The organism is Shouchella xiaoxiensis (assembly GCF_016907895.1).
Classification (GTDB): domain Bacteria; phylum Bacillota; class Bacilli; order Bacillales; family Bacillaceae_D; genus Shouchella; species Shouchella xiaoxiensis.
Genome location: NZ_JAFBCV010000004.1, coordinates 1 through 24857 on the forward strand (window position 1 = coordinate 1; position 24857 = coordinate 24857).

Genomic DNA, 24857 nt, shown 5'->3' on the forward strand with positions numbered 1-24857 from the left:
AGCAAAGCATTCATTATGCTTTGCTCTTTTTTGCTTGCTTGGCCGTTCGTTCCCATTGTTTGAGGGATGGAAACGGATCAAAAGACCACTCTGTTATGCCATTGTCACGATACATTCCGTAATGTAAGTGAGGTGGGAACTTTCCTTGTGTTCCGGGCTTTCCGTATCCAGATGATCCGCAGTAGCCTATAATTTGACCAGCCTCCACGATCGTACCTTTCTCAATTCCCTTTTCAAACCCATTTAGATGAGCATAGTAATGATAAATATTATCTAAATCACGTATTCCTACACGCCAACCTCCATATGGATTCCAGCCAATTGTTTCTACTATACCGTGAGAGCTTGACTGGATCGGTACGTTGTAATTAGCGAAGAGGTCAGTACCTTCATGAATCCGTCTGCCGCCCCAGCCGCGGCGATCACCCCATGTACTTTTGTAGCTGTAGTTATGGTTAAGAGGCATCACAAAAGCGTGGTTGTGTAAATCTAATCGTTGGTGTTGTTTATAAATTAATGCATGACCAGACACGATTGTAACGCTTTGCTCACGTTGATAAAAATGCCAAAGTGCTATGCGGAAATCTTCCTCTGTAAATCCATATGACTCAAGATAGCGAGCTAAAGTATAGAGCACGTCTTCATCGTCCGATAAAAGCGCTTTGCCATCGCCATTCCCATCTAATCCAATTCCTTCAAACAAGCTAATTGTAGTAGGATCGACATCATCTTTATTCGGATTTAACGGACCAACCCACTCTTCCTGTGCATAATAAATGGAAATAAAACCTTCTGCATCTGGTCGATCACGCCGTGCTTTCCGTAATCCACGTTCATAAGAATCTACCGCTGCTAAATAATACCAAGGAACATTCGTGACTGTTTCCATCTTTTTGTATAATGCTAGTCGTTCCTGATAAGGATTGACGTCAGCTGCTTCAGCTGTAAGAGGAGGTAACGACGATAAGTAAAGGAATAGGGCTAATAACAAGCAGATTATTCGTCGTAAAGTGAACATATCATACAGACTCCTTTCTAAAGCTTTTTGTTAGGTTTCGTAAAAACAATAAAAATCATGTCTAAAAATGCTTACCAAATTTGTCTAAAAAGAAGGTTGGTCAACACTTTAAAACATGGTACGATTAGACAGACATCATTAATTATGAAAATTCCCAAAGAAGGGATGCTGGTTATGACAAAAAAAGATGAGTATCAACGAAAGCCTGAATGGTTAAAAATTAAATTAAATACAAATGAATCCTACACGGGTTTAAAGAAAATGATGCGCGAAAAAAAATTACATACGGTTTGTGAAGAAGCTAGGTGTCCGAATATTCATGAATGCTGGGCTGTTAGAAAAACAGCTACGTTTATGATTTTAGGAGATATTTGTACACGAGGCTGCCGTTTTTGTGCGGTAAAGACCGGTTTGCCAACAGAATTGGATTTAGAGGAGCCGGAACGTGTTGCGGATTCTGTTGAAATGATGGGCTTAAAACATGTGGTTATAACGGCAGTCGCTAGGGATGATTTAAAAGATGGGGGCTCGTTTGTATTTGCTGAAACAGTCCGAGCGATTAGACGAAAAAACCCCTTCTGTACGATTGAAGTCCTTCCCTCAGATATGTTAGGGAATGAAGCAAGCTTACAAACTTTGATGGATGCTCGTCCTAATATTATGAATCATAATATTGAAACAGTCCGTCGATTAACGCCAAAAGTACGAGCCAGAGCAAAGTACGATCGCACGCTTGAATTCTTGCGACGAGCAAAAGAGATGCATGCAGACATACCAACCAAATCAAGTATCATGATTGGACTTGGTGAAACGAAAGAAGAAATTATTGAAACGATGGATGATTTGCGGGCTCATGATGTGGATATTTTAACGATTGGACAATATTTGCAACCGACAAAAAAACATTTAAACGTAATTAAATACTATCACCCTGATGAATTTGCTGAATTAAAGGAAATTGCGTTAAAAAAAGGATTTAGTCATTGTGAAGCAGGTCCACTTGTTCGCTCTTCTTATCATGCAGATGAACAAGTAAACCAAGCTCAAGTAAATTTAGAAGCAAAAAAAGTGCAAAATCAAGAGGTATAAAACGAACGGACATGCAGAGCATGTCCGTTAATTTCCTTGTCGTAACTCCTCTTGTTTTTTCCGCATAATATCCATATCTTTATCCATTTCAATATCGACATTTCCTTGAGGTCGTGTTTTCATCTCTTCAATTGTTTCCTTAATCATCCAAGCGTACTCTTTGCTACCAGCAGTTACGTTTTCATAACGTGCAATTTCTTTAATATGAGATGGATCATTTGAGACGTAGACTTCGTAAAAGCTAGGAATCGACGCCATAACAGACCGTTTTACCTGATCGGCAACTAAGTTTTCGGGTTGACCATCATCTTGTTGTTCATATACAGCAAGCGCATATTTATCAGTAATCAAAACGGCGGCTTCATTAATGGAGCGATTGTCGACAAGCATGCGAGAGATACCCTCTGCAAGCATATCGCGGTTAACAACAAGAGCACCGGCATGATCGTTATTTTGTTGCATTTCTTCGTAAGTATGACGTGAATAACCATAGCCACGAGCCATTTGATTGGAATCATACTCTGTGCCGCGAGGTGTTTGACGAGCTTCATTTGTTTGATACATGCCATCATTGCTTTGCTGGTTACATGCCGTTACTAACAGTAAAAATAGCAATAAGCTTAACCTTTTTTTCATGTAATAATCCTCCATTCTCTTGTAAAAGCTTTTTAGTAGCATGCCACGATTTAGTTGGCTTAGAGGTAACAAATTATGGTTAGTTGCTTTATAATGAAGATGAGAAAATGTGGGAAGAAATATGTTAAAATAAATGGATAATGAGTTAATTAGAGGTGGATACATGATTAGCATTTGCGGTGTCGATTATGAAATTTTACAAAATGAAAAAGAGGGTTGGGACGAAGAAGCGTTCAAAGCTCGTTATAGTGATGTACTAAATAAATATGATTATGTCGTTGGCGATTGGGGCTACAATCAATTGCGTCTCCGTGGTTTCTTTGATGATAAAAATAAAAAATCAACATTTGATAAGAAGATCAGTACGTTGCCAGATTATTTATATGAGTATTGTAATTTTGGCTGTGCGTATTTTGTTTTAGGTCGCATAAAAAAACAAGCAAAAGAAGAGTAAAAGCGGGATTTCGCTTTTACTCATCATGTGTAGGGTGATGATTTGGGTATTTTCTTGGCAGGCCAGCGTGTTGTTTCTTATCGAGATAATTAAACGCGCTATATTCTCGCTGACCCTCTTCCCATTCCGTTTGTTTATTTACAACAGGAGTATCCTTATTGAATGGTGAGCCATAAGGACCTTCAGGAGTTGCTTCAGGAACAATATAGTTATGGCCTGCCTCGACATTCTCAAAGTCTGTATAGCGTTTCTTAGTCATTTCGTCACCCCCGCTACTAGCTTGTCCAAAACAGAAGATATAATGAGGAAGACGAAGGAGTGAGTCAGTTGTATTTTATTGATCAAAACCGTATTGAACAAGAGCTGCTATATATAGAGAAACTCGTTGATTTACAAGAAACACATACGTTTTCAACTGCTCCGATTGATCAGTTAGCTTTAGAAAGAATAGCGTCGGTCTTAATTGAATCAATTATTGATGTGGGAAACCAAATGATTGACGGATTTATTATGCGAGATCCAGGTGGATATGAGGATATAATTGACATCATGCTTGATGAGAGAGTTATTTCTTCAGAGGATGCTATTCATCTAAAAGCGTTAATTCGGGTTCGAAAAGAACTTTCTTACAATTACAGAGAGCTAGACTACGAACGATTAGCGAAACAATTACGAGCGAGTCATAACAGTGTAAAGGCCTTTCCAATACAAATTAGAGCTTATTTGCAAAATGAGTTAGGGGTAATTACTGCGTTTATTCCCGATTCTGAGACTGAAAGAAAGTAGAAAAAACAATGAAGGCATACAAAAGTTACTTATTTGACTTAGATGGTACGATTTACCACGGAAATAAAGCGATTTCCAGTGCAATCCAGTTTTTAAATCAATTGGAGTTAAAAAACATTCCCTATGGCTTTGTGACGAACAACTCCACGCAAACCCCAGATCAGGTTGCGAAGAAATTAACTAACTTAGGAGTAAAAGTGGAAGCGCGGCAAGTTGTAACGTCCAGTATTGCTACGGCAGCGTATGTACGCAAGCATTATAGAGATGTCTCTGTTTTTGTTATTGGCGAGGTCGGTCTTCAGGAAGCGTTCTCACAGTATAGGCAAGATTCAATTCGCCCGAACCTTGTTGTGGTAGGATTAGACCGAAAAATAACCCACGATAAGATGAGCGTAGCAGCGAGATGTATCGTGAATGGTGCTACTTTTATTGCAACGAACCCTGATCGAATGATTACACAGGAAAATGGACTCGTTTGCGGCAACGGGGCAATTGCACAAGCCATTGCATACGCTGCAAATACAGAACCTGTTGTTATTGGAAAACCAAGTGCAGAAATTCTTCATACGGCTGTTAATCAGTTGGGTTTTAATGCGCTAGAGACCGTTTTTGTTGGGGATAATTACGAAACGGATATTTTAGCTGGTATTCGCGCTAAGATGGACACGATTCATGTTCAGACAGGTGTTACCGTATCTTGTCAATCATTTGATGAACAGCCTACATATAGTATTCCTTCGCTAATTAATTGGAGCTTGTTGTAAAGAAGCACACGTCGATTATTATTCGACGTGTGCTTTTCTATGTGCAAGTCTACTTGATGCAGCTGCCGCAATCGCGCCTACAATATCATCTAAGAACGTATTGCAAATGCCACTTGATTTATCATTTAGTCGCTGAAGGATTCCGGGTTTTAGTTTATCGATATAGCCATAATTAGTAAATCCGATTGATCCGTAAACATTGACAATCGATAAAGCAATAATTTCATCTACTCCGTAAAGTCCTTCATCTCGTTCTAAAATGCTTTGCAACGGTTCATCCAGTGCTTTTTTTTCCGTCAATATATCTAATTGAATGCCAGTAATCACGGCGTTTTGTACTTCGCGTTTTGATAAAACACGATCTACATTTGCTAGACAGGTTTCTAACGTTAAGCCTGGGTGATAGTGTGCTTGCAATTCGTATACGAGCGCTGCGATGTCAGAAAGCAACACGCCTCGGTCCGTTAATAAAGCACGGGCTGTCTGTTCAACTTCATCCAAGTGTAATTCCCCCTCATAAAAAACAACTTCAGAGCATTCTTATTTCTAGTCTACGTGTGTGCACACATTTTATGCGGTTGGGTCATAGACTAGATAAAAGGATAGACGTCTGAGGAGGGGAAAACGTGCTCGAACGAAATGTGTATGATCAATATAAACTTTACTGTGAAGAGCGGTTTTCTATTGGTGACTATGAAGGTTTTATTGCGAATAACCAAGCCTATTTAATTGTACCGAAGGATGAGATGCAAACCGAAGAGAGCGTGATGGTCGCATTCGCCACCTTTATGCGTCAGACTGGCGACGAATCTGTTTTGGAATTAATTTTAAACAATACGAACCAGAATTCAACTTTAGTGGATGGACAGGAGGTCTATCTTTTTCGCTTACCTAATTGGGGGGAAGATAGGGGAATTCGCATCCAATCATCTTGGGATCTCGGTAATCAATTGCATACTTGGCATCAAAAAGGACAGCAAGGATTCGATCAATGGAGAAAAGCCACTATTTCTCCATGGCCTACATTGTGGTCAACAAGGCTTGAACAGCTAGAGGGATGGTATCAACAAGTCAATTCACAGGGGCCTAAAACAGGAACAGATGAAGCTTTTTTATATACGTACCCTTATTTTATGGGCATAACAGAAAATGCAATTCAGTATGCTGTTGATACGCAACTGGATGTGCCAATGGAGCCTCGAGATGTAGGCACCATTTGCCATCGTCGTTTTAGTGAAAAAAGCTGGATGCGCATTTCTGAAAATGGTCAAATTATTAAACCGCCTACCTCATTCTTGTTTGACCACCCCGCTCGTGACCTAGCAGAATGGATGCGGAGTAAACGGCTAGAACAAAATTCACGGAATGAACTATCAACGTTTTTAGAAGGGTATGAACAAACACAAATATTATCAGCATATACATGGCAACTCATGTTTTCTAGGTTGTTGTTCCCCTTACATTACTTTGAAATTCTTGAAAATTATTATCGTGCACAATTGCCACATGAACAAACTCTGTTTACTGAACAGTTTCAAGCATTTTTGGATGTAGAAAAAACAAATACGACTTTTCTAGGAGAATTTGCTGAAGAGGCAAAGTTAAGTAGAAACCGGTCTTTCCCAGAGTTAGATTGGTTAATTGGTCAAAAGCTTTGAAAAAAGTCTTGATATGAAAAAGAATACACTCTATAATGTCCATTATATATATACAGTTGTTTTTTTAAAGAGGACACGGGGTGATAAAGTGGAGGAGAGAGAAATTCAAGTAGGTTTATTAGGTTTAGGAACAGTTGGAACAGGTGTCGCATCTATTATCAAGCATCACCAAGAAACCTTATCTCATCAAATTGGCAGAAAAATTGTTATCAAACGAGCACTTGTAAAAGATAAAAAAAAAGTGCGAGAAAGCTGGTTGTCTAATCTTGAATTAACGGAAAATGCCAATGATATTATTGAAGATCCTTCGATTGAGGCTGTAATTGAAGTAATGGGTGGAATAGAAGAAACTCGTTTGCTGGTCGAGCGAGCTTTAAAAGAAAAAAAACATGTCATTACTGCAAATAAGGACTTAATGGCTGAACACGGATCAACATTATTACAAATGGCTAATGAGCAAAAGTGCGATCTCTTTTACGAGGCAAGTGTAGCTGGAGGCATACCCATTATACGAACGATATCTGAAGGACTTTCAGCAGATAAGTTAACGAAAATAATGGGGATTGTGAATGGAACAACGAACTACATGTTAACAAAAATGAGTGCAAATAACCGAACTTTTGATGATGTTTTACTGGAAGCGCAGGAACTTGGGTATGCAGAAGCAGATCCAACTGCCGATGTGGATGGAATTGATGCCGCAAGAAAAATGGCTATTCTTTCCTCGCTTGCTTTTTCCTCACCCGTACAAATAGAAGATGTTTCTGTCAAAGGTATTCGGCAAGTATCCGATGTTGACTTAGCTTTCTGTCAACAGCTCGGTTATACTATGAAGCTAATTGGGGTGGCGCAAAAAGATGAAGGTCAGATTGAAGTTCGGGTTGAGCCTACCTTGTTGCCAAACGCTCATCCATTAGCAAATGTGCATAACGAGTTTAATGCCGTTCTTGTTCACGGCGAGGCTGTTGGCGAAACGATGTTTTATGGACCAGGCGCAGGCTCACTTCCTACTGCTACAGCCGTTGTAAGTGATTTAGTAGCTGTAATGAAAAATATGCAGCGACGAGTGAATGGTTATTCTTATCAAACACCGCTATTTCAATCAACATTTAAAACAGAAGATGAAATTCAATCTCAGTACTTTATTCGTTTGCATGTTTACGATCGAGCAGGCACATTTGCAGCGGTAACGAATCTTTTTGCACAACATGACGTTAGTTTTGAAAAATTACTACAGCTGCCTCTAGAGAATCAGACTGAACTTGCAGAGATTGTTCTCGTTACTCACAGCTCAAGCGTAGCCATTATAAAAAAATTATTGATCGCTTTAAATCAACTTAGTGCAGTTGATAAAGTTGCAAGTTATTATCGCGTTGAAGGAGGAGAGTAGATGAATCAATGGAAAGGGTTGCTTGAACAATACAGCTCGTATTTGCCAATGACAGAACAAACACCTGCGTTATCGTTAGGAGAAGGAAATACCCCACTCATTCGTCTGGATACTCTTTCAGCCGAATGGGGAATTCAGTTGCATATAAAATATGAAGGTGCAAACCCAACAGGATCTTTTAAAGATCGCGGAATGGTTATGGCTGTTGCAAAAGCGAAAGAAGCAGGTGCAACAACGATTATCTGTGCCTCAACGGGAAATACGGCAGCGTCAGCGGCGGCATATGGTGCTCGAGCAAATCTTCGAGTCGTGGTTGTAATGCCTAAAGGAAAAATCGCTCAAGGTAAACTGGCTCAGGCAGCGATGTATGGGGCTGAAATGATTGAGATTGAAGGCAACTTTGATCATGCTCTCGCTCTTGTTCGAGAACTAAGTGAGTCAAAAGAAATTGCCCTTGTTAATTCTGTTAATCCTTATCGTCTTGAAGGTCAGAAAACGGCAGCTTTTGAGATTTGTCAACAGCTTGGAAAAGCACCAGAAATACTAGCTATTCCAGTCGGAAATGCAGGGAATATCTCCGCTTATTGGAAAGGATTTAAAGAATTTAATCATGCATCACAAACAGGTCTGCCACAATTACATGGATTTCAAGCTGCTGGTGCGGCACCTATCGTGCACAACAAAGTAATTGACTTCCCAGAAACGATTGCTAGTGCAATTCGAATTGGTAACCCTGCAAGTTGGGAAAAGGCTGTTGTTGCTTTAAATGAATCCAACGGGGTCATTGATAAAGTTAGTGATGAAGAAATACTAGCTGCATACAAAGAACTTGCTTCAAAAGAAGGCGTGTTTGCTGAACCTGGATCTTGTGCCGCAATCGCGGGTGTTAAAAAACAAGTACAATCCGGGAAGATTAAACAGAAAGCGCAAGTTGTAGCGATTTTAACAGGAAACGGTCTAAAAGATCCAACAACCGCTTTGGATGTATCAAATGTTAAACCGCTTGCATTTGAACTATCAAAAGAAGCCTTGCACACATACTTAGTTCAACAGGAAGCGCTGGTGTAAATGATGTTTTCGATAACGGTTCCAGCTAGCACGGCAAATTTAGGGCCAGGCTTCGATTCAATTGGACTGGCGCTTAACAAATACCTGTATTTAGAAGGATCTCAAGCGGAGCAATGGGTGTTTGAGTGCGATTCGCCAGGGTTAACAAACCTCAAGCCGACAAATTTAATCACAGAAGCTGCTTCATTTGCCAGTAAGCATTTTGGGAGTTCGCTTCCTCCTTGTCATGTAAAAATGGAAAATGAAATCCCTCTTGCAAAAGGCTTTGGTTCTAGTGCAGCGGCGACTGTTGCAGGTATTGAATTAGCAAGTTATTTTTGTAGGTCAGCTGTGTCAAAAGCGGACAAAGCCCGGATTGCTTCATTGTGGGAAGGTCATCCAGATAATGTGGCAGCATCCATTTACGGAGGACTTGTCATTGGTGCGCACAGGCAGGATGATACAGATATTATTCATATTGAAAATCCCGAGGTTGAAATGGTTGCAGTCATCCCAAGTGAGACGTTGGCAACAAAAAAAGCACGGGCGTTGTTACCAAAGAAATTGGATTTTAGTGTAGCTGTTGAAGCAAGCGCGTTGGCAAATGTCGTGACAGCTGCTTGTGTAATGAATAATTGGAAATTAGCAGGTAAATTAATGATGGAGGATCAATTTCATCAACCTTATAGAAACACCGTTGTTCCAGAGATGGATAAGCTATTTCAATTTGCTAAAGAAGATAGTCAGATTTTCGGAGCTGCATTAAGTGGAGCAGGTCCAATTTTATTGTGTTTTGTTGAACCAGGAGCTACAGCTAGCGTCGCTTACAAAGTCAATGATGCATTTCCTACTCATATTGCTGAAGAAATAAAACCCGCATTACTTGGTTCAGCAATTTCAGTCGCACAAGCATAGTCTTTCTTATTGATGGCATACTAATCGTCAAAAAGGGAGGAAGAATGGATGCTACAAATTAGTGAGTTAAAAGATGGTCAAACAGTGTTTATTATTTATAGCAATCCCCATACACCAACAGTCTCTACAATTCAGGAAGGGTATATTTCAATTGATGCGTTGGGAGCATCTGTTGTCGTGTATGACTATTATCATACGCTTGAAGATGATGATGCGGTGTTTGCTTCCTACGAAGAAGCTGAGAATGTGTACAATCAATACATTATGTAAAAAGAAAAAGACAGTCTCTCATGCTTAAGAGACTGTCTTTTTAATCATAAAAAAGCAACAAAGGAAGAAGCCTTTGTTGCTGAATAAATGGTGTTTAAAAAACTTGCTCGATCTCCGAAACGCCAGGAACTTCTTCAAGAAGTGCGCGCTCAATACCGGCTTTTAGCGTAATTGTTGAACTTGGGCAAGAACCGCAAGCGCCTAAAAGGCGTACTTTAACAATTCCATCCTCAACATCAACAAGCTCCACGTCTCCACCATCACGTAGTAGGAACGGACGAAGTTTATCTAATACTTCCTGAACTTGTTCAATCATATCCGTGCTTGTTTCCATTAGAAATCACTCCTTTCTTTCTTATACTCCATTATAATAGGCGAATTAAAAAAAATCCATGCATCTGCTGTATTAAATTTTTCGTTGCCTAGTTAAACAGTGTTCGTGTACTCTAAAAAGAAGAAGAGGAGGGTCTTTATGGCTACAATCCAATTTACAATTTATGGTGCAGAGCAAAAGTGCGCATCATGTGTCCATTTGCCAAGTGCTCGGGAAACAATGGAATGGCTAGAGGCTGCATTAGTAAGAAAATATCCAGAAAAGCCAATGACGTTTCACTACGTCGATATTGAGGAACCGATTACGGAAGAAGAGCAGAAGTTCGCTGAGGCAATCTTAAACGACGAGTATTTTTATCCGCTTGTCATTCTAAATGGCGACGTTGTTGCAGAAGGAAATCCAAACTTAAAAATGGTTTCCCAGAAAGTCGATGAGCTGTTTGCTAATTCTTAAAGAAGTTGAAGAAAAGAACCGAGAAGTATAAAAAATTCCTAGCAATAGATAATTACAGATGAAAGAGATTTTGTGTAGATAAACATTTATTCCGAGTTCATTCATTTTGGTTAAAGGTTAGGTGGAGATTGAATAAAACATTCTAGCAGATTAATCATTGGTTGTTTTATCCTTCTAACGCTTGGAGCTTGTCAAAATAATCATTTATTCCTCGAACCTAGCGAGGCTATTTCAGTAATGCAAGCATCAACTGGTGAGGAGATTGCTGTCATTAAAGATGCTGATTTTATTAAAAATCTTGCAAATGAATTAAATCAAGCTGACACAGCAAGTGTATCGAATCTAGACTTGCCCTCACCTGACTATTCGATTGCCTTTCTAAGTAACGATGAAGTCATTCAAGAGTTAGGCTATTACGAAGAAGATAGAAGCTTTGGAGGGGTTATTGGTCGCTATTTGGATCCAGTGGAAGGCATTCATTTAGCTGTATTACTAGAGTTACCAATTGACTAAAAAAAGCGCTTTAGGTCCATTACCTAAAGCGCTTTTCATTATCGAATTAACCTGAGTGGTATTTGTACATCCAGAGAACACCGCTTTTTAACATGCGAGCTACACGACCTGTTAGAGGGCGTTCACCCATCATACCAAAACCATGCTTTTTGCCGAGTGATCCAAGCACGCCTTTTAATTTAATACGAGGCATTTGTTCGGGTAAAGCTTCGTCTTTCCATTGTAATTTCAAGATCGTCACAATCTGCTCGGCTTGGCCTTCAGCAAGCTGGGCGCTAGGCGCTTGTGGTAAGCTCGCACAATCACCAACAACAAAGATGTCCGGCTGATTTGGAATAAAGTGCTGTGGCGTTAAGACAACTCTACCAGAGCGGTCTTTTTCGACATCCAGTTCGCGAACGACATCAACTGGCTGTACACCAGCTGTCCAGATAACAGCATCGCTTTCAATCCGTTCGTCATGATTGTATAAGGCCCCTGGCTCGACCTTAGTAATGTTTGAATTATTACTCACGTCAACTCCGTGTTCAACAAACCAGTTTTGCACATAGGAGCTAAGCTTCTTGGGAAATTGAGACATGACAGAATCGCCACGATCAAACAAGCGAATCGTTAAATCAGGACGACTTTCACGAAGCTCACTTGCAAGCTCAACCCCACTTAATCCAGCGCCAACTATGGAGACTATGCCTTCTGGTCGTACATTATTAAGTGCTTCATACGTACGACGAGTTGCACCCATTGTTTGAATGCTGTGCGTATACTGATCGGCTCCTGGAACGCCGTGGTATTTATCTGTACAGCCGAGACCGATCACTAATTTGTCAAACTGCAGTGATTCGCCATTAGCAAGTTCAATAAAATGATCTTTTGGATGAATTGCGGTTACTGTTGAATATTTTATTTGCAAACGACCATCTTCTGGAAAAGATACGCGCAGATGGTGATCAGATGCTGTTCCGGCTGCAAGTGCATAGTATTCTGTTTTTAAACAATGGTATGGCAGTTGGTCGACTAATATGATTTCCCAATCTTTAGGAAGATCATTTGGAAGCAATCGCTGCAAAACGCGCATGCCTCCGTATCCTGCTCCTAGTACAACGAGTTTCTTCATGGAAAGCGGTCTCCTTTTGTATGAAATAGCTTCAAAACTTGTTTCAATGAGAGCCATGACTTTTTTTACAAGCCCTAAGCGAGTAGGCTCATTTTTAAATGCGTGCATGGTATAAGCCATATGGCTATTAACAATATGGGAAAAATGAATCGTTTGTTCCCGAGACAATTCCAGTTCTGCTTCCCTTAATAGCAGCGTCCAATGTTCGAGCAGAATAGGTGCATTCTCAGCAACTTGCTTCCATATCTGCGCCGTTAAAGCAGGGTGAATGTCGTAATCCTTCAACAGAAATAAGAATGTAGCACGAATCTGAGATAAGATTGAAAACGAATGAGCTGGGATCGTAGCCCGGAACTGTGGTAAATCAGTTAAGCGTTCTTCTGCAAGCGCATGCAAAACAGATTCTTTAGTCGGGAAGTGATTAAAAAAAGTTCCTTTGGCCACTTTTGCTTTTGTCGTAATTTCTTGGACGGTCGTGGATTGAAATCCCTTTTCATAGAATAAAGTAACAGCTGCAGCTAAAATGGCTGTTCGAGTTCGAGATTTTTTTTGGATAATTGTCATTACATTCGGCCACAAGAGAAGCGGTGGCAAGTTCACCTCGCTTTATTGCATCCAACCACTCAAAAATGACCCTGGTCAGTTTTGATTATACCGATTGCTAAGACATTCGACAACCCGTATTTCGACGTTTCTTTTTAAAAGAGTAATCGAACAGATTGACTTTACGATAGTGACAAAGTAGCATAACAATTGAGGTGACGCATATGAGACCATTAATCGAATTCTGTCTTAGTAATTTAGCAAACGGTTCTCATGATGCCATGGAGGAATTTCAGAGAGACCCGAATGTTGACACAGTTGAGTATGGCTGTTTGAGCCATTGTGGCTTATGTAATCAAGAACATTTTGCACTTGTTTTAGGCAAAGCCATTACTGGTGATACGCCAAAAGAGCTAGTCATTAACAGCTATACTTATATAGATGAAAACGAAGAGTTTTAGCAAAAAAAGATCGTGGCACAAGAAGGAGTGCGACTTATGGACTTTTTACCCTTTAGTCATACATGGCCTTATGAACAGCAAGGCAAGGATATCTATGTTGAACAATGCCCCTATTGTGGAGAAGAACATGTGCTTACACATATGAAGGCTCGAGAGTTAAAGCTAGCAAAAGAACAGTTTAAAGTGCGTCTTGTTATGCCATGTTGTCATCGTGTAATGACGATAGTAGAGGCAGATTCAGACTATTTTTGGGCGAATGAACCCTTAAGAAAGTGAGTATAAAATGAATTTCACAAAAATGCATGGTTTAGGAAACAGTTACATTTATATAAACATGTTTGAAGAAAACATACCCGAAGAGAAGCTGGCTGAAACAGCGATTCATTTGGCAGATCCAAATCGAGGTATTGGCGCGGACGGAATGATTTTAATTATGCCTTCATCATCGTGCGCTGTCAAAATGCGTGTATTTAATAATGATGGTTCAGAAGCAAAGAATTGTGGAAACGGTTTGCGCTGTGTCGCGAAATATAGCTTTGACAAAGGGCTTGTCCATCAAAGTCAATTTTCGATTGAAACACTAGGTGGACCTGTTCAAGCAACTGTTTATCCAGACGAGCAAGGAATGGTACAAAACGTAACAATTAACATGGGGCAGCCACAGTTAAAACGAAGTCAGATTCCAATGGTTGGAACACAAAGACATGATCAGGTTGTCGGTGAACAACTGGACATTAGCGGTGAAATGGTTGAAATAACGGCTGTTTCAATGGGTAACCCTCATGCCGTTCAATTTGTAGAGTCGATTGAGAATGCTCCAATAATGGCACATGGACCTTTGCTGGAGAAGCATGAAGCATTTCCGGACTGGGTAAACGTCGAGTGGGTTGAAGTTGTAAGCCCGTCGGAGCTTCATTTTCGCGTGTGGGAAAGAGGGACTGGCGTGACGCAAGCATGTGGAACGGGCGCATGCGCTGCTGTTGTTGCTAGTGTTTTAAATGGATATAGCGAGCAAGATGTAGAAGTAACGGTTCATTTATTAGGTGGCGATTTGACGGTTACTTGGTTGAGTGAAGGAAATGTAATAATGACTGGTCCGGCGGAATATATATGCACAGGTGCGGTATACACGCACTCTTAAAAAAAGGAAAAAGAGAACCTGCTTGATCAAGCAGGTTCTCTTTTTTTTTAATACTCTTTAATGATGTTGTAAAACGTGTCGCGCTCAACCGGTTTTTTGCCAGCGCTTTTGATCATATGAATTAATTCTTTACGCGTAATTCCAGCCGAAGTAAGGGCTCCAACAGAGTGAGAGATACGCTCTTCAATCAGTGTGCCGTGAATATCACTTGAACCGAACGTCAGCGCCATTTGTGTCAATTGAACACCAATGTTAATCCAGTAGGCTTTAATATGCGGGAAGTTATCAAGCATCAAGCGACTAACTGCGATTGTACGCATATCATCATAAGCTGATGTACGACGATTTAAGCCGGCTTTAATATTCTTAGGCTGCATTGCCAGTGGAATAAAAACCATAAATCCGTTTGTGCGGTCTTGTAATTCCCGAACACGCTGCATATGGATTAAGCGTTCTTCGCTTGATTCAACAGAACCGTAAAGCATGGTGGAGTGAGTCCGAAGACCTAAGTTATGTGCAGTTTCATGGGCCTCAAGCCATTGATCGGTTGAAGCTTTTTCAGGACTCATAATGGCGCGATAGCGCTCAGTAAGTATTTCAGCTCCACCACCAGTTAATGTCGATAAGCCAGCATCCATTAACGTTTGGATAACTTCTTTCATTGAGATACCGGCAAGACGTGAGAAGAACTCAATTTCAGCACCAGTATATGCTTTGACAGTAACCTGGGGATAATGTTTCTTTAATGTTCGAACGATATTGACGTAGTAGTCAAATCCAACTTCATTGTTATGACCACCAACAATATGAAACTCGCGAATATTGTCGTTCCAACGGTCAGAAACATACTTTAACAATGCCTCTTCATCCATTGTATATGCGCCTTCTTCACCGGGCTTTCGTTTAAACCCGCAAAACCCACAATTCGCTTCACACACATTTGTAGGGTTAATATAGAGGTTTTCAATAAAGTAAACGTTCTGACCATTTTTTCGTTCGTTTACTAGATTGGCAAGTTGTGCAACACCTAGTAAGTCAGGGGTTTCATATAAAGTTAGCCCATCTTCAATTGACAAGCGTTCTCCGTGTAACACTTTCTCTTTAACACCTTGAAGCTTCGTGTCAGTAAGTAACACACTCATCTTCGTAGTCCTCCTTTGGAACATCGCTATCTATACGAGAAACGAAATCTATTTTTCTAGCTCCCGTTTATTATACTACTAGATATTTCAGAAAGAAAGGAACGACATCTGTTATGTTGCGATTCAAAATGTGAATATCTTCTTATTGCACCTGCTGTAAAATGCAGGTAATATACATAATAGTGAATAGATATTACTAAGGGGGCAAAGGAATGATTCCATACAACGAGAAGCATGTAGAAAAATTAGAGTTTCTACGGGAAAAAATGCTTCAAGCTGCAAATAAGCATGGCTTAACTCACCCCCTTGTTTTGACATATAGCAAAGAAATTGATCTTCTTCATAACGACTTAATGAAGCTCGAGAAGCGATATCGTACACGATGAGAAGCTGATGACTTGAGATGAACGTAAAAAGGATTTATACTGATTAAAGATTGAACTTAGGGAGGTATGAACATGATTACTCTAACGGATGCAGCGGTAGCTCAAATTCTTTCAATGAAAGAAGGCGAGGACGATGATTCACTTATGCTTCGAATTGGCGTAAAAGGAGGAGGCTGTTCGGGTCTTTCTTACGGTATGGGTTTTGACAACGAAAAGAGCGAGGAAGACACGCTTATCCATGTAAATGGTATGGATGTTTTAGTTGATAAGGAAAGCGAGCCAATTGTAAAAGGGCTTGTGATTGATTATAAGCAAAACATGATGGGCGGCGGATTCACAATTGATAATCCGAACGCAATTGCCAACTGTGGCTGCGGATCTTCATTTCGCACAGCCGTCAATGCAGGTACTCCTGAAAATTGTTAACAAAAAGAACCGACTCGAGTCGGTTCTTTTTTTAGTTTGAAGGATCAACATACGTATTAAAACGTTTTTCCAAATAGCGCTGAAACCATGAGAGAATCGAGCAAATCGCCCAATAGATGAGTGCTGCAACAACGAGCACGGTAAAATAATTAAATTCTCTCCCACCGATAATTCTTGCTTGGTACATCAATTCAGGCAAAGCAATCGTTGAGGCAATCGATGTTGATTTAACTAAGCTCAAAAACACGTTGCTCAGCGGTGGTAAAGCAATTCTCGTTGCTTGTGGGAGGATAACAAAGCGCATTGTCTGCCATTTTTTTAAGCCTAGAGAAGACGCAGCTTCCTGTTGTCCAATAGGAACAGAAGATAGCGCTGATCGATTGACCTCTGCGACATAAGCAGCTGTGTTTAAACTAAAGCCAATGATTGCCGCTGTAACTGCACTAAAGCTCAAGCCAATTTCCGGTAAGGCTGCATACAGTAAAAAAAGCAGAACAAGAATCGGTACTCCACGATTAAATGAAATGAACAGCATACAAGGCCAACGCAGATAGATTCGTGAAGACATTCTTCCAAGAGCTAAAAAAAGACCAAGAATTAAAGCGAGTCCCATGCTAATAAAAGCTACTAAAAGCGTATATTGAAGACCCTTTAGGATAAAGGGGAACGATTCAATTGCCAAAGACAGATCAAATGAACTCATTCATTATCCTCCTTACTCAAAATCAATATCAGGAAGTTCAGTAACATCATGACCATCGAAAAACTCTTCTGAAAGCGCTGTGGCAGTCCCATCTTCGAGTAGTTTTTCAAGGGCGTCGTTGATCGCATCTACTAGAAGCGGCTCATCTTTCGCAAACATAAAGCCCTGTTCAGTCGGATCATAAAACAAAGTTGGATGAATTTGGACATCTATTTCTGGCATCGAATCAACTGTAATTGACTGGAGGTAATAATCATTTAAAACGAGGTCGCCTCGTCCATTCTCTACAGAACGTAAATAAACATCATTTGTTACGTTCTCAAAATAAGTCGGAATCGCTCCAAATTCTTCTGCTTTTTGCATATAGGTTGTGTTCATTGCCCCAAGCGCAATTTTTCCTTCAAGATCTTCCATTGTCTCAATGCCTGATAAGTCTTCAGTACGCACAATTGCACTTCCGTATGAGAACTTGTATGGGGTAGAGAAATCAAAATTCTTTTGTCTTTCCTCTGTAATGGCCAAGCTGTTAGCAGCTAGATGCACTCTTCCACTGTTTAACGCCTGTGTCATTGTTTCAACACCGATTTCTTCAAACTCAACCTCGACGCCAATTTGGTCAGCTACAGCTCGAACAAGTTCTACTTCATACCCAGTTAGACCGTTCTCTTCTGAATGATAGGAAGTAGGAAATAAGGTTCCTGCTGTCGCGACAGTCATCGAACCAGAATCTTGTATATCGTTCCATGCTTGATTTTGATCGCTTTCTTCAATAGGTTCATCCCCGTCCGCGCAAGCTGTTAATAAAAGCGCAGAGCTTAATGTAAATAGACTTAGCTGTTTTTTCATTAGGTGCAGTTGCCTCCTTAACTATGTACAAAAAATAAATTCCATTTGTAAGTATGCATTTAATCGGAAAAACAATCAAGCTTATAAACTTTTTCTTCCATATATATAGACTATCCTCAAATATAGTTTTGTCGCAAAGGATGCGACGAAATTGTATTTTCCTTTTATTGAAGGGCACCCTAAACAACGTTACCATACGATTAACGTTATATACGTAGGAAAAGGAGGAAAGCAGGATGGCTGAAAAAAAGAGCGTCCGCTCTCGTGTACAAAAATTTGGTAGTAATTTAAGCAGCATGATCATGCCTAACATTGGTGCGTTTATTGCTTGGGGGATATTAACGGCTATTGCCGTTCCAACAGGACTTGACCTGTTTCAAAACTTTGTTGATCCAATGATTTTATACTTGCTTCCATTATTGATTGCTTTTACAGGCGGAAGAATGATTCACGATTTTCGTGGAGGTGTAGTTGGGGCAACTGCTGTAATGGGTGTTATTGTCGCTGCTGATATACCAATGTTCATTGGGGCTATGATTATGGGTCCTCTTGGAGGATATGCGGTTAAGAAATTTGATCAATTCATGGATGGAAGAATTCCACAAGGATTCGAAATGCTTGTAAACAATTTCTCAGCAGGGATTATTGGTGCTGTTTTGGCGCTATTTGGTTCAGTTGCAGTTGGTCCTCTTGTTGCAGGCTTTACAAACGTTTTAGAACTTGGTGTTGATGCAATTATAAGTATCGGGGCATTACCATTAGTTTCCTTATTTATAGAACCTGCGAAAATTTTATTTCTAAATAATGCCATAAATCATGGTGTTATAGGGCCGATCGCTGCAGGTCAAGCAGCAGAAACTGGGAAGTCTATCCTTTATTTACTGGAAGCGAATCCTGGTCCAGGTATGGGGATACTATTAGCGTTTATGATTTTTGGTAAAGGAGCTGCTAGAGGCTCATCTTACGGAGCTGGAATTATTCACTTTTTTGGAGGAATCCATGAAATTTACTTTCCGTATGTACTAATGAAACCTCTCTTAATTATTGCTGCTATCTTTGGTGGTATGGGTGGAATTTTTACCCTAACCATTTTTGAAGCGGGGCTTGTAAGTGTACCTTCGCCTGGAAGTGTTATTTCAATTTTATTACTTACGGCATCGGGTAGTTATGTAGGTGTTATACTTAGTATTCTTGTTGCCACAGCAATCTCATTTGCTATAGCTTCTTTAATCTTAAAATTTGACCGAAAAGGTGAAGAAGAAAACCTTGAAGAAGCTCAAGCTAAGATGCAGGATATGAAAGGAAAGAAATCATCAGCTATTGCTACAGTAAACAATCCTGAAGCAGGACAAAACGCATATGCAAATGTCTCAACCATTATCTTTGCTTGCGATGCAGGCATGGGTTCAAGTGCAATGGGCGCTTCAATTATGAAGGATCGCGTGAAAAAAGCTGGAGTTGAAGATGTTTCTGTATCAAACACATCAATTAGTAACATCCCTGATAACGCCGATCTTGTCATTACACACAAAGATTTAACAGATCGTGCGAAGCAAAAACGTCCAAATGCCATTCATGTATCTGTAGATAATTTTATGAATAGCCCGCGCTATAATGAAATTATTGAGGAACTTCAATCTGCTAAAGCTGAACCAACAGAAACGGAAGAGCACGCTAAAGCTGAGAATGTAGAAAAAATCATCTTTGCATGTGATGCTGGAATGGGTTCAAGCGCAATGGGAGCCTCACTTTTAAAAGACAAGTTTAAAAAAGCAGGTATTACGGGTATATCTGTAACGAATACCGCAATTAGTTCAATTCCTTCTGACGCAGATATTGTGATTACCCATAAGGATTTAACGGATCGTGCCAAACAAAAGCTTCCAAATGCCGAACATATTTCCGTTGAGAATTTTATGAACAGCCCTCGTTATCAAGAATTGATTGAGCGGTTAAAATAAATGATAGCATCCCCGATTTCGGGGGTGCTCTCTGTTTTATGTGTAAGGGGATCTGTCTATGTTCATAACGGCAAGAGAACGTATAGTGCTAACAATCTTATTAGATAATGAGCAAGGATTACTTGCAAGAGAGTTAGCAAAAGCTGCTTCAGTAAGTGTAAGAACGATTCAAAGAGACTTACGCAGTTTGGATCGGTTGCTTTCTTCATATGATCTAACATTGGTGCGTGCCCCGTTGCTTACCCTTAAAGGAACTGAAGCGGCAAAACGCCACTTACGTCTGGATATTGCAGAACAAAGACATCAAGATTTTACGAGTGAAGAGCGGATTAGCCTGCTAATCGCACAGCTACTTGATTCAAAAGAGCCGATCAAGTTATATACACTGGCGAGGGAATTAAATGTAACTTCAGCAACCGTAGGAGCCGATCTGACGAAAGCGGAAGAATGGCTTCACTCTTTTGGGATTGAATTAATTCGAAAACGGGGATATGGAATTGAAGTTCATGGAACAGAGACGGCGATCCGCCGCGCAATGTCCAGTATACTGTCTGAGCACTTAACAGAGGAAACGTTTTATCAAGCGGTCTATTCAGGTGAAATGGAAAAAGAAGTGGCAAATCGGTTGCTTCATTTCGTTGATTTACAAACCATTCGCTTGGTTCAATTGACGCTTGCTAAATTAAAGCAAGATAAATTTCCGCAGATAACCGATCAATCCTATATTGCTCTTGTGGTTCATGTCACACTTGCAATAGAGCGTATAAAAAAAGGCGAGCAAATTCAAATGGATCAAGACCAGCTACATGTGCTTGAGCTTGAAGAAATCTTGCCAGTTGCTCAAAGCGTGGCGCATGCTCTTGAAGCACAGTTTGCCATTACAATTCCAAGAGAAGAAGTGGGCTATCTCATCATGCATTTACGTGGTGCTCGCACATTAAACCCTTTTGGCGAAAAAGCCGGAAATGCTGAATTGACGTTTCGTTTAAGAAATCTTATTTCGGGGATGGAACAGCAACTTGAGGTTCGGTTCAATGAACCGTCTTTTTTTCAAGGTCTACTTGCTCATTTAACACCGGCTCTTTATCGGGTTAATCAAGAGATGAAGATTTACAACCCTCTACTAGAGCGAATTCAATTGGAATACCCTAGTTTGTTTGCTGCAACAAAAAAACAAGCAAATATAGCATTTGCACCAATTGTATTACCAGACGAAGAAATTGGTTTTTTGACGTTGCATTTTGGAGCCGTTTTAACACGACAAAGTAGTCCTGCTTCGTTGTCAGCACTAGTCGTGTGTTCGAGCGGTATTGGCTCAGCAAAGATGCTTTCCAGTCGAATAAAGCAAGAATTTGCAGAAGTAACATCAATTACGATTGCCTCATTATTTGAGCTTGATCAGTATGATCCTGAGACATTTGATTTGTTTATTTCTACCGTTAACTTTGATAAAAGTAAAGGCGCAATCCATGTAAGTCCTGTTTTAACACAAGCAGAAGTGACTCTGATTCGCTCTTTTATTGAGTCGCAATCAAAGAATCATATGTCAATGACGGCTCCAACTCTCATAAGAGAACATGATGAGTGTGTTGCGTTTCATGAAATAACTGCTATGAGCCGATTTATTCAAGCATTGCTTGAATCTGTCATTGAGATTAAAAGCACCAATCTTCAGGAAGGCGTTCTAGAAGTGTGCGGCCTTTTGGAAGCGTCGGGAGCGATTACCCACGCGGAGCACGTTTACCATGCATTGCTTGCGAGGGAAAAGCTGGGAGGGTTAGCAATACCGGGAGCTGAGCTAGCTTTGTATCACACAAGAACGAGTGATGTGATGAGGCCAATTTTCACGGTTGTTTCACTTACAAACAAAACAACCGTAGCCTCGATGGCGAGTGGAGAAGAAGAAATTTCACGTGTTCTCGTCATGTTAGCACCGGTTGATTTAAGTGAAGATAAGCTAGAATTCATGAGTTTCTTAAGTATCTTACTGATTGAATCAGAAGAACAAACGAATCTTTTTAAATCAGGATCTATAGAAACAATACAACAAGTTCTTGATCAAAGATGCCGGGAGTTTTTAGCCGCATATATTTCAAAAGGAGTGGAAGCAGAATGAGCATTTTAAAAGAAGAAAATATTAAGCTAAATGTACAAGTTGCAACAAAAGAGGAAGCGATTAGACAAGCAGGTGAACTGTTAGCACAACAAGGCTATATCAGTGAGCAATATATTGATAAAATGTTTGAACGTGAAGACGTAACTTCTACCTATATGGGGAATCTGCTGGCGATTCCTCATGGTACTGAAGATGCCCGTGATCAAGTAAAATCATCTGGATTATCCATTCAGCTATTAGAAAATGAGTTGAATTGGGATGGAAACCCTGTCCAACTCGTTATAGGAATTGCTGGTAAAGGAAATGAGCATTTAGAAATCCTTTCTAAGATAGCAATCGCTTGTTCAGAGGAAGAGAACGTACGTCAATTAGTAAAAGCTAAAACGGCGAAAGAAGTAGTAGACTTCTTTTCCGAGGTAGCTGAGTAATGAGGGCTGTTCATTTTGGCGCTGGAAATATTGGAAGAGGATTTATTGGAGCTGTACTTTCAGAGGCCGGTTATGACGTTCTTTTTTCTGATGTAAATGAAGCGGTTATTCAAGCATTAAATGATCGACGTGAGTACACGGTCACAACAGCTGCTGAAGAAAAGCAACAGTTTACTGTCACTAATGTAAGTGGAGTAAACAGTCAAACAAATGAGACTAAGCTTATTGAGGCAATCGCTGAAGCGGATGTTATTACAACAGCAGTCGGCCCGACAATTCTGCCATTGATCGCGAAAACCATTGCAAAAGGCTTAAGTGCACGCAGCTCAGATACGTTCGTAAATGTTATTGCGTGTGAAAATGCAATTCGAGCTACATCGCAGTTAAAGAAATTAATCTTTGAACAGCTCTCCGCTGAAGAACAAACAAAAGTCGAGACGATTACGGGCTTCGCGGATGCTGCGGTTGATCGAATTGTCCCAAATGTTCAATCAGATGATGTGCTAGCTGTAACAGTAGAACCGTTTTTTGAATGGGTAGTAGAACAGCCTTCCCTTAAAGGCACGAATGTCTCGCTAGGACAGGCCAAACTCGTTGAAGATCTTAACCCATTTATTGAACGGAAGTTATTTACGGTTAATACAGGACACGCAGTTGCAGCGTATGCTGGTTTTCAAGCTGGAAAGAAAACAATTAAAGAATCACTGCGAGACTCATATATCAAACACCGTGTTCGAGGAGCTTTAAACGAAACGAAAACAATCCTAGTAGACGTATATGGATTTGACGCGGACGAGCATGAGGCGTATATTGATAAAATTATTTCTCGATTTGAAAATCCCTATTTGGAAGACCTGGTGGAGCGGGTTGGTCGAGGTCCAATTCGTAAACTAGGCGCGCAAGATAGACTTGTTAAACCAGCAAAACAATTAGCAGAGAAAGGCTTTCACCCCGAAGCGTTAATTGAATCGATTTATGACGCGCTTCACTTTTATGTTGAAGGTGATCAAGAAAGTGAGACGTTAAAGCAACTTATCGAAGAGCACGGAATCATAGGAGCTTTTCAAGAAGTAAGTGGTGTTGAAGGAGATCATCCACTTATAAAGATGCTAGAAAAAAGATTATAAGTCAAAAAACGTTGGTTACTTAAGAACCAACGTTTTTTTATCTAAAATAAGCTTGTAGAGTGACCTGGGAATACACGTGCTTTAGGGTCGATGTAAACTTTTGCATTATTAACAGCTGTAGGTGCTTCACCGAACCCAGTTGCGATTAATTTTACTTTGCCGTCGTACGTGCTTACATCTCCAGCGGCGTAAACACCGGGAATATTCGTTTCCATCTTCGAATTTACTTGGATTGCATTTTTTAAGATATCCAAATTCCATTCTTTTATTGGGCCAAGCGTCGATACGAAGCCAAATGTCACAACAACATCGTCCACTTCAATGGTTTCCTTTTCATCTCCTTTTACCTTTTGGAACGTGATAGAGGAAACAGCATGTTCATCTCCATGAAGTTCGGTTGTTTCATATGGCGTCAAGACTCGAACGGTTGAATTGTTTAACAGTTCAACACTATGCTCATGTGCTCTGAAAGCATCTCTCCTGTGAACAAGCGTCACTTCTTTTGCAATCGGTTCAAGCATGAGTGCCCAGTCAACTGCAGAATCGCCTCCCCCAATTACAACAACTCGCTTCCCTGTGAATGCGGATAAATCACGAATGAAGTAGTGAATATTTTTGTCTTCATAAAAATCCGCTTTTTCAACTTGGAGTTTACGAGGAGCAAAAGCACCAGCACCGGCAGTAATAAGGACTGCTTTGGAATAATGCGTTTGTTTATCCGTAGTTAGTGTAAACGATTCGTCCTCTTCTTTTGTTAACGTCTGTACAGCTTCTTCTAATACGAGTGTAGGATTGAATTGTTGAGCTTGCGCTGCCAATTGGTCCACCAAATCCTGTGCTTTTACTTTTGGAAAACCGGCTACATCATAAATATATTTATCAGGGTAAAGAGCAGAAAGTTGTCCACCTAATTGGGGCATACTTTCAATAACCTTTACTTTCATTTGACGCATACCTGCATAAAACGCGGCAAAAAGTCCAGATGGGCCGCCGCCAATAATAGTTAAATCGTATAAATCCTTATGTTCGTGCAAGATTGCTACACCCCCGAGAGTATTGAGATCCTTTCTCATTATACATGGAGGACGAAACAAATACAAAGACCTTGAAACAGGAAATTTTTTTGCAGATTGGAG

The 24857-nt window shown here is 40.2% G+C and carries 30 protein-coding genes and 1 pseudogene; 20 read left to right on the top strand and 11 right to left on the bottom strand.

What is annotated here, in order from left to right; translation table 11 throughout:
• Positions 1 to 13: 13 nt before the first annotated feature.
• On the bottom strand, positions 14 to 1018 hold the full coding sequence (locus JOC54_RS07440; RefSeq protein ID WP_204465453.1) for a M23 family metallopeptidase: 1005 nt from the start codon (positions 1016 to 1018) through the stop codon (positions 14 to 16).
• Positions 1019 to 1192: 174 nt separating this feature from the next.
• Between JOC54_RS07440 and lipA the strand changes: the two genes are divergently transcribed.
• Positions 1193 to 2107, top strand: a complete 915-nt coding sequence (lipA, locus tag JOC54_RS07445; protein ID WP_204465455.1) for a lipoyl synthase — start codon at positions 1193 to 1195, stop codon at positions 2105 to 2107.
• Between the two features lie 27 nt (positions 2108 to 2134).
• Here lipA and JOC54_RS07450 read toward each other — a convergent pair whose 3' ends face one another.
• Positions 2135 to 2743 carry a YhcN/YlaJ family sporulation lipoprotein gene (locus JOC54_RS07450; RefSeq protein ID WP_051991816.1) on the bottom strand — a complete coding sequence of 203 codons (609 nt, stop codon included), beginning with the start codon at positions 2741 to 2743 and terminating at the stop codon, positions 2135 to 2137.
• Positions 2744 to 2906: 163 nt separating this feature from the next.
• On the opposite strand from JOC54_RS07450, the gene JOC54_RS07455 reads away from it, so the two are divergent.
• Entirely contained in the window at positions 2907 to 3197 is a 291-nt protein-coding gene (locus JOC54_RS07455; RefSeq protein ID WP_035420948.1) for a YutD family protein, read from the top strand.
• 16 nt (positions 3198 to 3213) lie between these two features.
• Here the strand turns inward: JOC54_RS07455 and JOC54_RS07460 are convergent, their stop codons facing one another.
• Positions 3214 to 3456: a hypothetical protein gene (locus JOC54_RS07460; protein ID WP_035420949.1), complete on the bottom strand. Its 243-nt coding sequence runs from the start codon at positions 3454 to 3456 to the stop codon at positions 3214 to 3216.
• 59 nt (positions 3457 to 3515) lie between these two features.
• Here JOC54_RS07460 and JOC54_RS07465 point away from each other — a divergent pair, with 59 nt between their 5' ends.
• Together JOC54_RS07465 and JOC54_RS07470 are read left to right on the top strand one after the other, a co-directional pair.
• A complete protein-coding gene (locus JOC54_RS07465; RefSeq protein ID WP_367617773.1) occupies positions 3516 to 3983 on the top strand; it encodes a DUF86 domain-containing protein in 468 nt (155 codons plus the stop codon).
• Positions 3984 to 3991: 8 nt separating this feature from the next.
• Positions 3992 to 4747 carry a TIGR01457 family HAD-type hydrolase gene (locus tag JOC54_RS07470; RefSeq protein ID WP_204465457.1) on the top strand — a complete coding sequence of 252 codons (756 nt, stop codon included), beginning with the start codon at positions 3992 to 3994 and terminating at the stop codon, positions 4745 to 4747.
• Positions 4748 to 4765: 18 nt separating this feature from the next.
• Here JOC54_RS07470 and JOC54_RS07475 read toward each other — a convergent pair whose 3' ends face one another.
• Complete coding sequence (locus tag JOC54_RS07475) at positions 4766 to 5248, bottom strand: phosphatidylglycerophosphatase A family protein (protein WP_204465460.1); 483 nt, start codon at positions 5246 to 5248, stop codon at positions 4766 to 4768.
• A 125-nt stretch (positions 5249 to 5373) separates the two neighbouring features.
• On the opposite strand from JOC54_RS07475, the gene yutH reads away from it, so the two are divergent.
• The 5 genes from yutH (at position 5374) to JOC54_RS07500 (ending at position 10027) form a co-directional block, all read left to right on the top strand.
• On the top strand, positions 5374 to 6405 hold the full coding sequence (gene yutH / locus JOC54_RS07480) for a spore coat putative kinase YutH (protein WP_035441534.1): 1032 nt from the start codon (positions 5374 to 5376) through the stop codon (positions 6403 to 6405).
• A gap of 88 nt (positions 6406 to 6493) precedes the next feature.
• A complete protein-coding gene (locus JOC54_RS07485; protein ID WP_367617774.1) occupies positions 6494 to 7795 on the top strand; it encodes a homoserine dehydrogenase in 1302 nt (433 codons plus the stop codon).
• Entirely contained in the window at positions 7796 to 8863 is a 1068-nt protein-coding gene (gene thrC, locus JOC54_RS07490) for a threonine synthase (protein WP_204465463.1), read from the top strand.
• Positions 8864 to 9757, top strand: a complete 894-nt coding sequence (gene thrB / locus JOC54_RS07495) for a homoserine kinase (RefSeq protein ID WP_204465464.1) — start codon at positions 8864 to 8866, stop codon at positions 9755 to 9757.
• A 48-nt stretch (positions 9758 to 9805) separates the two neighbouring features.
• On the top strand, positions 9806 to 10027 hold the full coding sequence (locus tag JOC54_RS07500) for a transcriptional regulator SplA domain-containing protein (RefSeq protein ID WP_035420955.1): 222 nt from the start codon (positions 9806 to 9808) through the stop codon (positions 10025 to 10027).
• Positions 10028 to 10121: 94 nt separating this feature from the next.
• Here JOC54_RS07500 and JOC54_RS07505 read toward each other — a convergent pair whose 3' ends face one another.
• Complete coding sequence (locus JOC54_RS07505) at positions 10122 to 10361, bottom strand: NifU family protein (RefSeq protein WP_035420956.1); 240 nt, start codon at positions 10359 to 10361, stop codon at positions 10122 to 10124.
• Between the two features lie 138 nt (positions 10362 to 10499).
• Between JOC54_RS07505 and JOC54_RS07510 the strand changes: the two genes are divergently transcribed.
• Entirely contained in the window at positions 10500 to 10814 is a 315-nt protein-coding gene (locus JOC54_RS07510; RefSeq protein ID WP_035420957.1) for a YuzD family protein, read from the top strand.
• A 237-nt stretch (positions 10815 to 11051) separates the two neighbouring features.
• Positions 11052 to 11327: a hypothetical protein gene (locus JOC54_RS07515; protein WP_204465466.1), complete on the top strand. Its 276-nt coding sequence runs from the start codon at positions 11052 to 11054 to the stop codon at positions 11325 to 11327.
• Positions 11328 to 11373: 46 nt separating this feature from the next.
• Here the strand turns inward: JOC54_RS07515 and JOC54_RS07520 are convergent, their stop codons facing one another.
• Positions 11374 to 12441 (bottom strand): NAD(P)/FAD-dependent oxidoreductase, encoded by a 1068-nt coding sequence (locus JOC54_RS07520; RefSeq protein WP_437183524.1) that lies wholly within the window; start codon positions 12439 to 12441, stop codon positions 11374 to 11376.
• Positions 12442 to 12837: 396 nt separating this feature from the next.
• A pseudogene (locus JOC54_RS23500) lies at positions 12838 to 13005 on the bottom strand (TetR/AcrR family transcriptional regulator); the annotation flags it as partial.
• A 203-nt stretch (positions 13006 to 13208) separates the two neighbouring features.
• On the opposite strand from JOC54_RS23500, the gene JOC54_RS07525 reads away from it, so the two are divergent.
• The 3 genes from JOC54_RS07525 to dapF are packed head-to-tail and all read left to right on the top strand — an operon-like array spanning position 13209 to position 14586.
• Entirely contained in the window at positions 13209 to 13445 is a 237-nt protein-coding gene (locus JOC54_RS07525) for a YuzB family protein (RefSeq protein ID WP_204465470.1), read from the top strand.
• 36 nt (positions 13446 to 13481) lie between these two features.
• Complete coding sequence (locus tag JOC54_RS07530; RefSeq protein ID WP_035420960.1) at positions 13482 to 13721, top strand: hypothetical protein; 240 nt, start codon at positions 13482 to 13484, stop codon at positions 13719 to 13721.
• 7 nt (positions 13722 to 13728) lie between these two features.
• Entirely contained in the window at positions 13729 to 14586 is an 858-nt protein-coding gene (dapF, locus tag JOC54_RS07535; RefSeq protein WP_204465472.1) for a diaminopimelate epimerase, read from the top strand.
• Positions 14587 to 14633: 47 nt separating this feature from the next.
• On the opposite strand, the gene mqnE is transcribed toward dapF, so the two are convergent.
• Positions 14634 to 15728 carry an aminofutalosine synthase MqnE gene (mqnE, locus tag JOC54_RS07540; RefSeq protein ID WP_035420962.1) on the bottom strand — a complete coding sequence of 365 codons (1095 nt, stop codon included), beginning with the start codon at positions 15726 to 15728 and terminating at the stop codon, positions 14634 to 14636.
• Positions 15729 to 15940: 212 nt separating this feature from the next.
• Here mqnE and JOC54_RS07545 point away from each other — a divergent pair, with 212 nt between their 5' ends.
• Positions 15941 to 16114 carry an aspartyl-phosphate phosphatase Spo0E family protein gene (locus JOC54_RS07545; protein WP_081761198.1) on the top strand — a complete coding sequence of 58 codons (174 nt, stop codon included), beginning with the start codon at positions 15941 to 15943 and terminating at the stop codon, positions 16112 to 16114.
• A gap of 72 nt (positions 16115 to 16186) precedes the next feature.
• On the top strand, positions 16187 to 16540 hold the full coding sequence (locus JOC54_RS07550) for a HesB/IscA family protein (RefSeq protein WP_035420963.1): 354 nt from the start codon (positions 16187 to 16189) through the stop codon (positions 16538 to 16540).
• A gap of 31 nt (positions 16541 to 16571) precedes the next feature.
• Here the strand turns inward: JOC54_RS07550 and JOC54_RS07555 are convergent, their stop codons facing one another.
• The gene (locus tag JOC54_RS07555) at positions 16572 to 17243 is read right to left on the bottom strand and encodes an amino acid ABC transporter permease (protein ID WP_204465474.1); all 672 of its coding nucleotides are present in this window, start codon (positions 17241 to 17243) and stop codon (positions 16572 to 16574) included.
• A 12-nt stretch (positions 17244 to 17255) separates the two neighbouring features.
• Positions 17256 to 18089, bottom strand: coding sequence for a transporter substrate-binding domain-containing protein (locus JOC54_RS07560; RefSeq protein WP_035441783.1), 834 nt, complete (start codon positions 18087 to 18089; stop codon positions 17256 to 17258).
• Positions 18090 to 18325: 236 nt separating this feature from the next.
• On the opposite strand from JOC54_RS07560, the gene JOC54_RS07565 reads away from it, so the two are divergent.
• From JOC54_RS07565 to JOC54_RS07580, 4 genes are read left to right on the top strand one after another with little or no spacing between them, the layout of a single operon-like run.
• Entirely contained in the window at positions 18326 to 20050 is a 1725-nt protein-coding gene (locus tag JOC54_RS07565) for a PTS mannitol transporter subunit IIBC (RefSeq protein ID WP_204465476.1), read from the top strand.
• Positions 20051 to 20108: 58 nt separating this feature from the next.
• A complete protein-coding gene (locus JOC54_RS07570; protein WP_204465479.1) occupies positions 20109 to 22166 on the top strand; it encodes a BglG family transcription antiterminator in 2058 nt (685 codons plus the stop codon).
• The gene (locus JOC54_RS07575) at positions 22163 to 22594 is read left to right on the top strand and encodes a PTS mannitol transporter subunit IIA (RefSeq protein ID WP_054793287.1); all 432 of its coding nucleotides are present in this window, start codon (positions 22163 to 22165) and stop codon (positions 22592 to 22594) included. The genes JOC54_RS07570 and JOC54_RS07575 overlap by 4 nt, the downstream gene beginning before the upstream one ends.
• Complete coding sequence (locus JOC54_RS07580; RefSeq protein WP_204465481.1) at positions 22594 to 23721, top strand: mannitol-1-phosphate 5-dehydrogenase; 1128 nt, start codon at positions 22594 to 22596, stop codon at positions 23719 to 23721. The genes JOC54_RS07575 and JOC54_RS07580 overlap by 1 nt, the downstream gene beginning before the upstream one ends.
• 41 nt (positions 23722 to 23762) lie before the next feature.
• On the opposite strand, the gene JOC54_RS07585 is transcribed toward JOC54_RS07580, so the two are convergent.
• Positions 23763 to 24794, bottom strand: coding sequence for an NAD(P)/FAD-dependent oxidoreductase (locus JOC54_RS07585; protein ID WP_200870835.1), 1032 nt, complete (start codon positions 24792 to 24794; stop codon positions 23763 to 23765).
• Between the last annotated feature and the right edge of the window lie 63 nt (positions 24795 to 24857).

What these genes read in the sequence shown, in the direction of transcription:
- JOC54_RS07455 (WP_035420948.1), top strand. Translation starts at nt 2,907, where the DNA reads ATGATTAGCATTTGCGGTGTCGATTATGAAATTTTACAAAATGAAAAA.
- JOC54_RS07450 (WP_051991816.1), bottom strand. Translation starts at nt 2,743, where the DNA reads ATGAAAAAAAGGTTAAGCTTATTGCTATTTTTACTGTTAGTAACGGCA.
- JOC54_RS07570 (WP_204465479.1), top strand. Translation starts at nt 20,109, where the DNA reads ATGTTCATAACGGCAAGAGAACGTATAGTGCTAACAATCTTATTAGAT.
- JOC54_RS07525 (WP_204465470.1), top strand. Translation starts at nt 13,209, where the DNA reads ATGAGACCATTAATCGAATTCTGTCTTAGTAATTTAGCAAACGGTTCT.
- thrB (WP_204465464.1), top strand. Translation starts at nt 8,864, where the DNA reads ATGATGTTTTCGATAACGGTTCCAGCTAGCACGGCAAATTTAGGGCCA.
- JOC54_RS07565 (WP_204465476.1), top strand. Translation starts at nt 18,326, where the DNA reads ATGGCTGAAAAAAAGAGCGTCCGCTCTCGTGTACAAAAATTTGGTAGT.
- JOC54_RS07500 (WP_035420955.1), top strand. Translation starts at nt 9,806, where the DNA reads ATGCTACAAATTAGTGAGTTAAAAGATGGTCAAACAGTGTTTATTATT.
- JOC54_RS07580 (WP_204465481.1), top strand. Translation starts at nt 22,594, where the DNA reads ATGAGGGCTGTTCATTTTGGCGCTGGAAATATTGGAAGAGGATTTATT.
- thrC (WP_204465463.1), top strand. Translation starts at nt 7,796, where the DNA reads ATGAATCAATGGAAAGGGTTGCTTGAACAATACAGCTCGTATTTGCCA.
- JOC54_RS07545 (WP_081761198.1), top strand. Translation starts at nt 15,941, where the DNA reads ATGATTCCATACAACGAGAAGCATGTAGAAAAATTAGAGTTTCTACGG.
- mqnE (WP_035420962.1), bottom strand. Translation starts at nt 15,728, where the DNA reads ATGAGTGTGTTACTTACTGACACGAAGCTTCAAGGTGTTAAAGAGAAA.
- JOC54_RS07575 (WP_054793287.1), top strand. Translation starts at nt 22,163, where the DNA reads ATGAGCATTTTAAAAGAAGAAAATATTAAGCTAAATGTACAAGTTGCA.
- JOC54_RS07505 (WP_035420956.1), bottom strand. Translation starts at nt 10,361, where the DNA reads ATGGAAACAAGCACGGATATGATTGAACAAGTTCAGGAAGTATTAGAT.
- JOC54_RS07555 (WP_204465474.1), bottom strand. Translation starts at nt 17,243, where the DNA reads ATGAGTTCATTTGATCTGTCTTTGGCAATTGAATCGTTCCCCTTTATC.
- JOC54_RS07440 (WP_204465453.1), bottom strand. Translation starts at nt 1,018, where the DNA reads ATGTTCACTTTACGACGAATAATCTGCTTGTTATTAGCCCTATTCCTT.
- JOC54_RS07510 (WP_035420957.1), top strand. Translation starts at nt 10,500, where the DNA reads ATGGCTACAATCCAATTTACAATTTATGGTGCAGAGCAAAAGTGCGCA.
- JOC54_RS07515 (WP_204465466.1), top strand. Translation starts at nt 11,052, where the DNA reads ATGCAAGCATCAACTGGTGAGGAGATTGCTGTCATTAAAGATGCTGAT.
- JOC54_RS07470 (WP_204465457.1), top strand. Translation starts at nt 3,992, where the DNA reads ATGAAGGCATACAAAAGTTACTTATTTGACTTAGATGGTACGATTTAC.
- JOC54_RS07550 (WP_035420963.1), top strand. Translation starts at nt 16,187, where the DNA reads ATGATTACTCTAACGGATGCAGCGGTAGCTCAAATTCTTTCAATGAAA.
- JOC54_RS07520 (WP_437183524.1), bottom strand. Translation starts at nt 12,441, where the DNA reads ATGAAGAAACTCGTTGTACTAGGAGCAGGATACGGAGGCATGCGCGTT.
- lipA (WP_204465455.1), top strand. Translation starts at nt 1,193, where the DNA reads ATGACAAAAAAAGATGAGTATCAACGAAAGCCTGAATGGTTAAAAATT.
- JOC54_RS07460 (WP_035420949.1), bottom strand. Translation starts at nt 3,456, where the DNA reads ATGACTAAGAAACGCTATACAGACTTTGAGAATGTCGAGGCAGGCCAT.
- dapF (WP_204465472.1), top strand. Translation starts at nt 13,729, where the DNA reads ATGAATTTCACAAAAATGCATGGTTTAGGAAACAGTTACATTTATATA.
- JOC54_RS07560 (WP_035441783.1), bottom strand. Translation starts at nt 18,089, where the DNA reads ATGAAAAAACAGCTAAGTCTATTTACATTAAGCTCTGCGCTTTTATTA.
- JOC54_RS07585 (WP_200870835.1), bottom strand. Translation starts at nt 24,794, where the DNA reads ATGAGAAAGGATCTCAATACTCTCGGGGGTGTAGCAATCTTGCACGAA.
- JOC54_RS07530 (WP_035420960.1), top strand. Translation starts at nt 13,482, where the DNA reads ATGGACTTTTTACCCTTTAGTCATACATGGCCTTATGAACAGCAAGGC.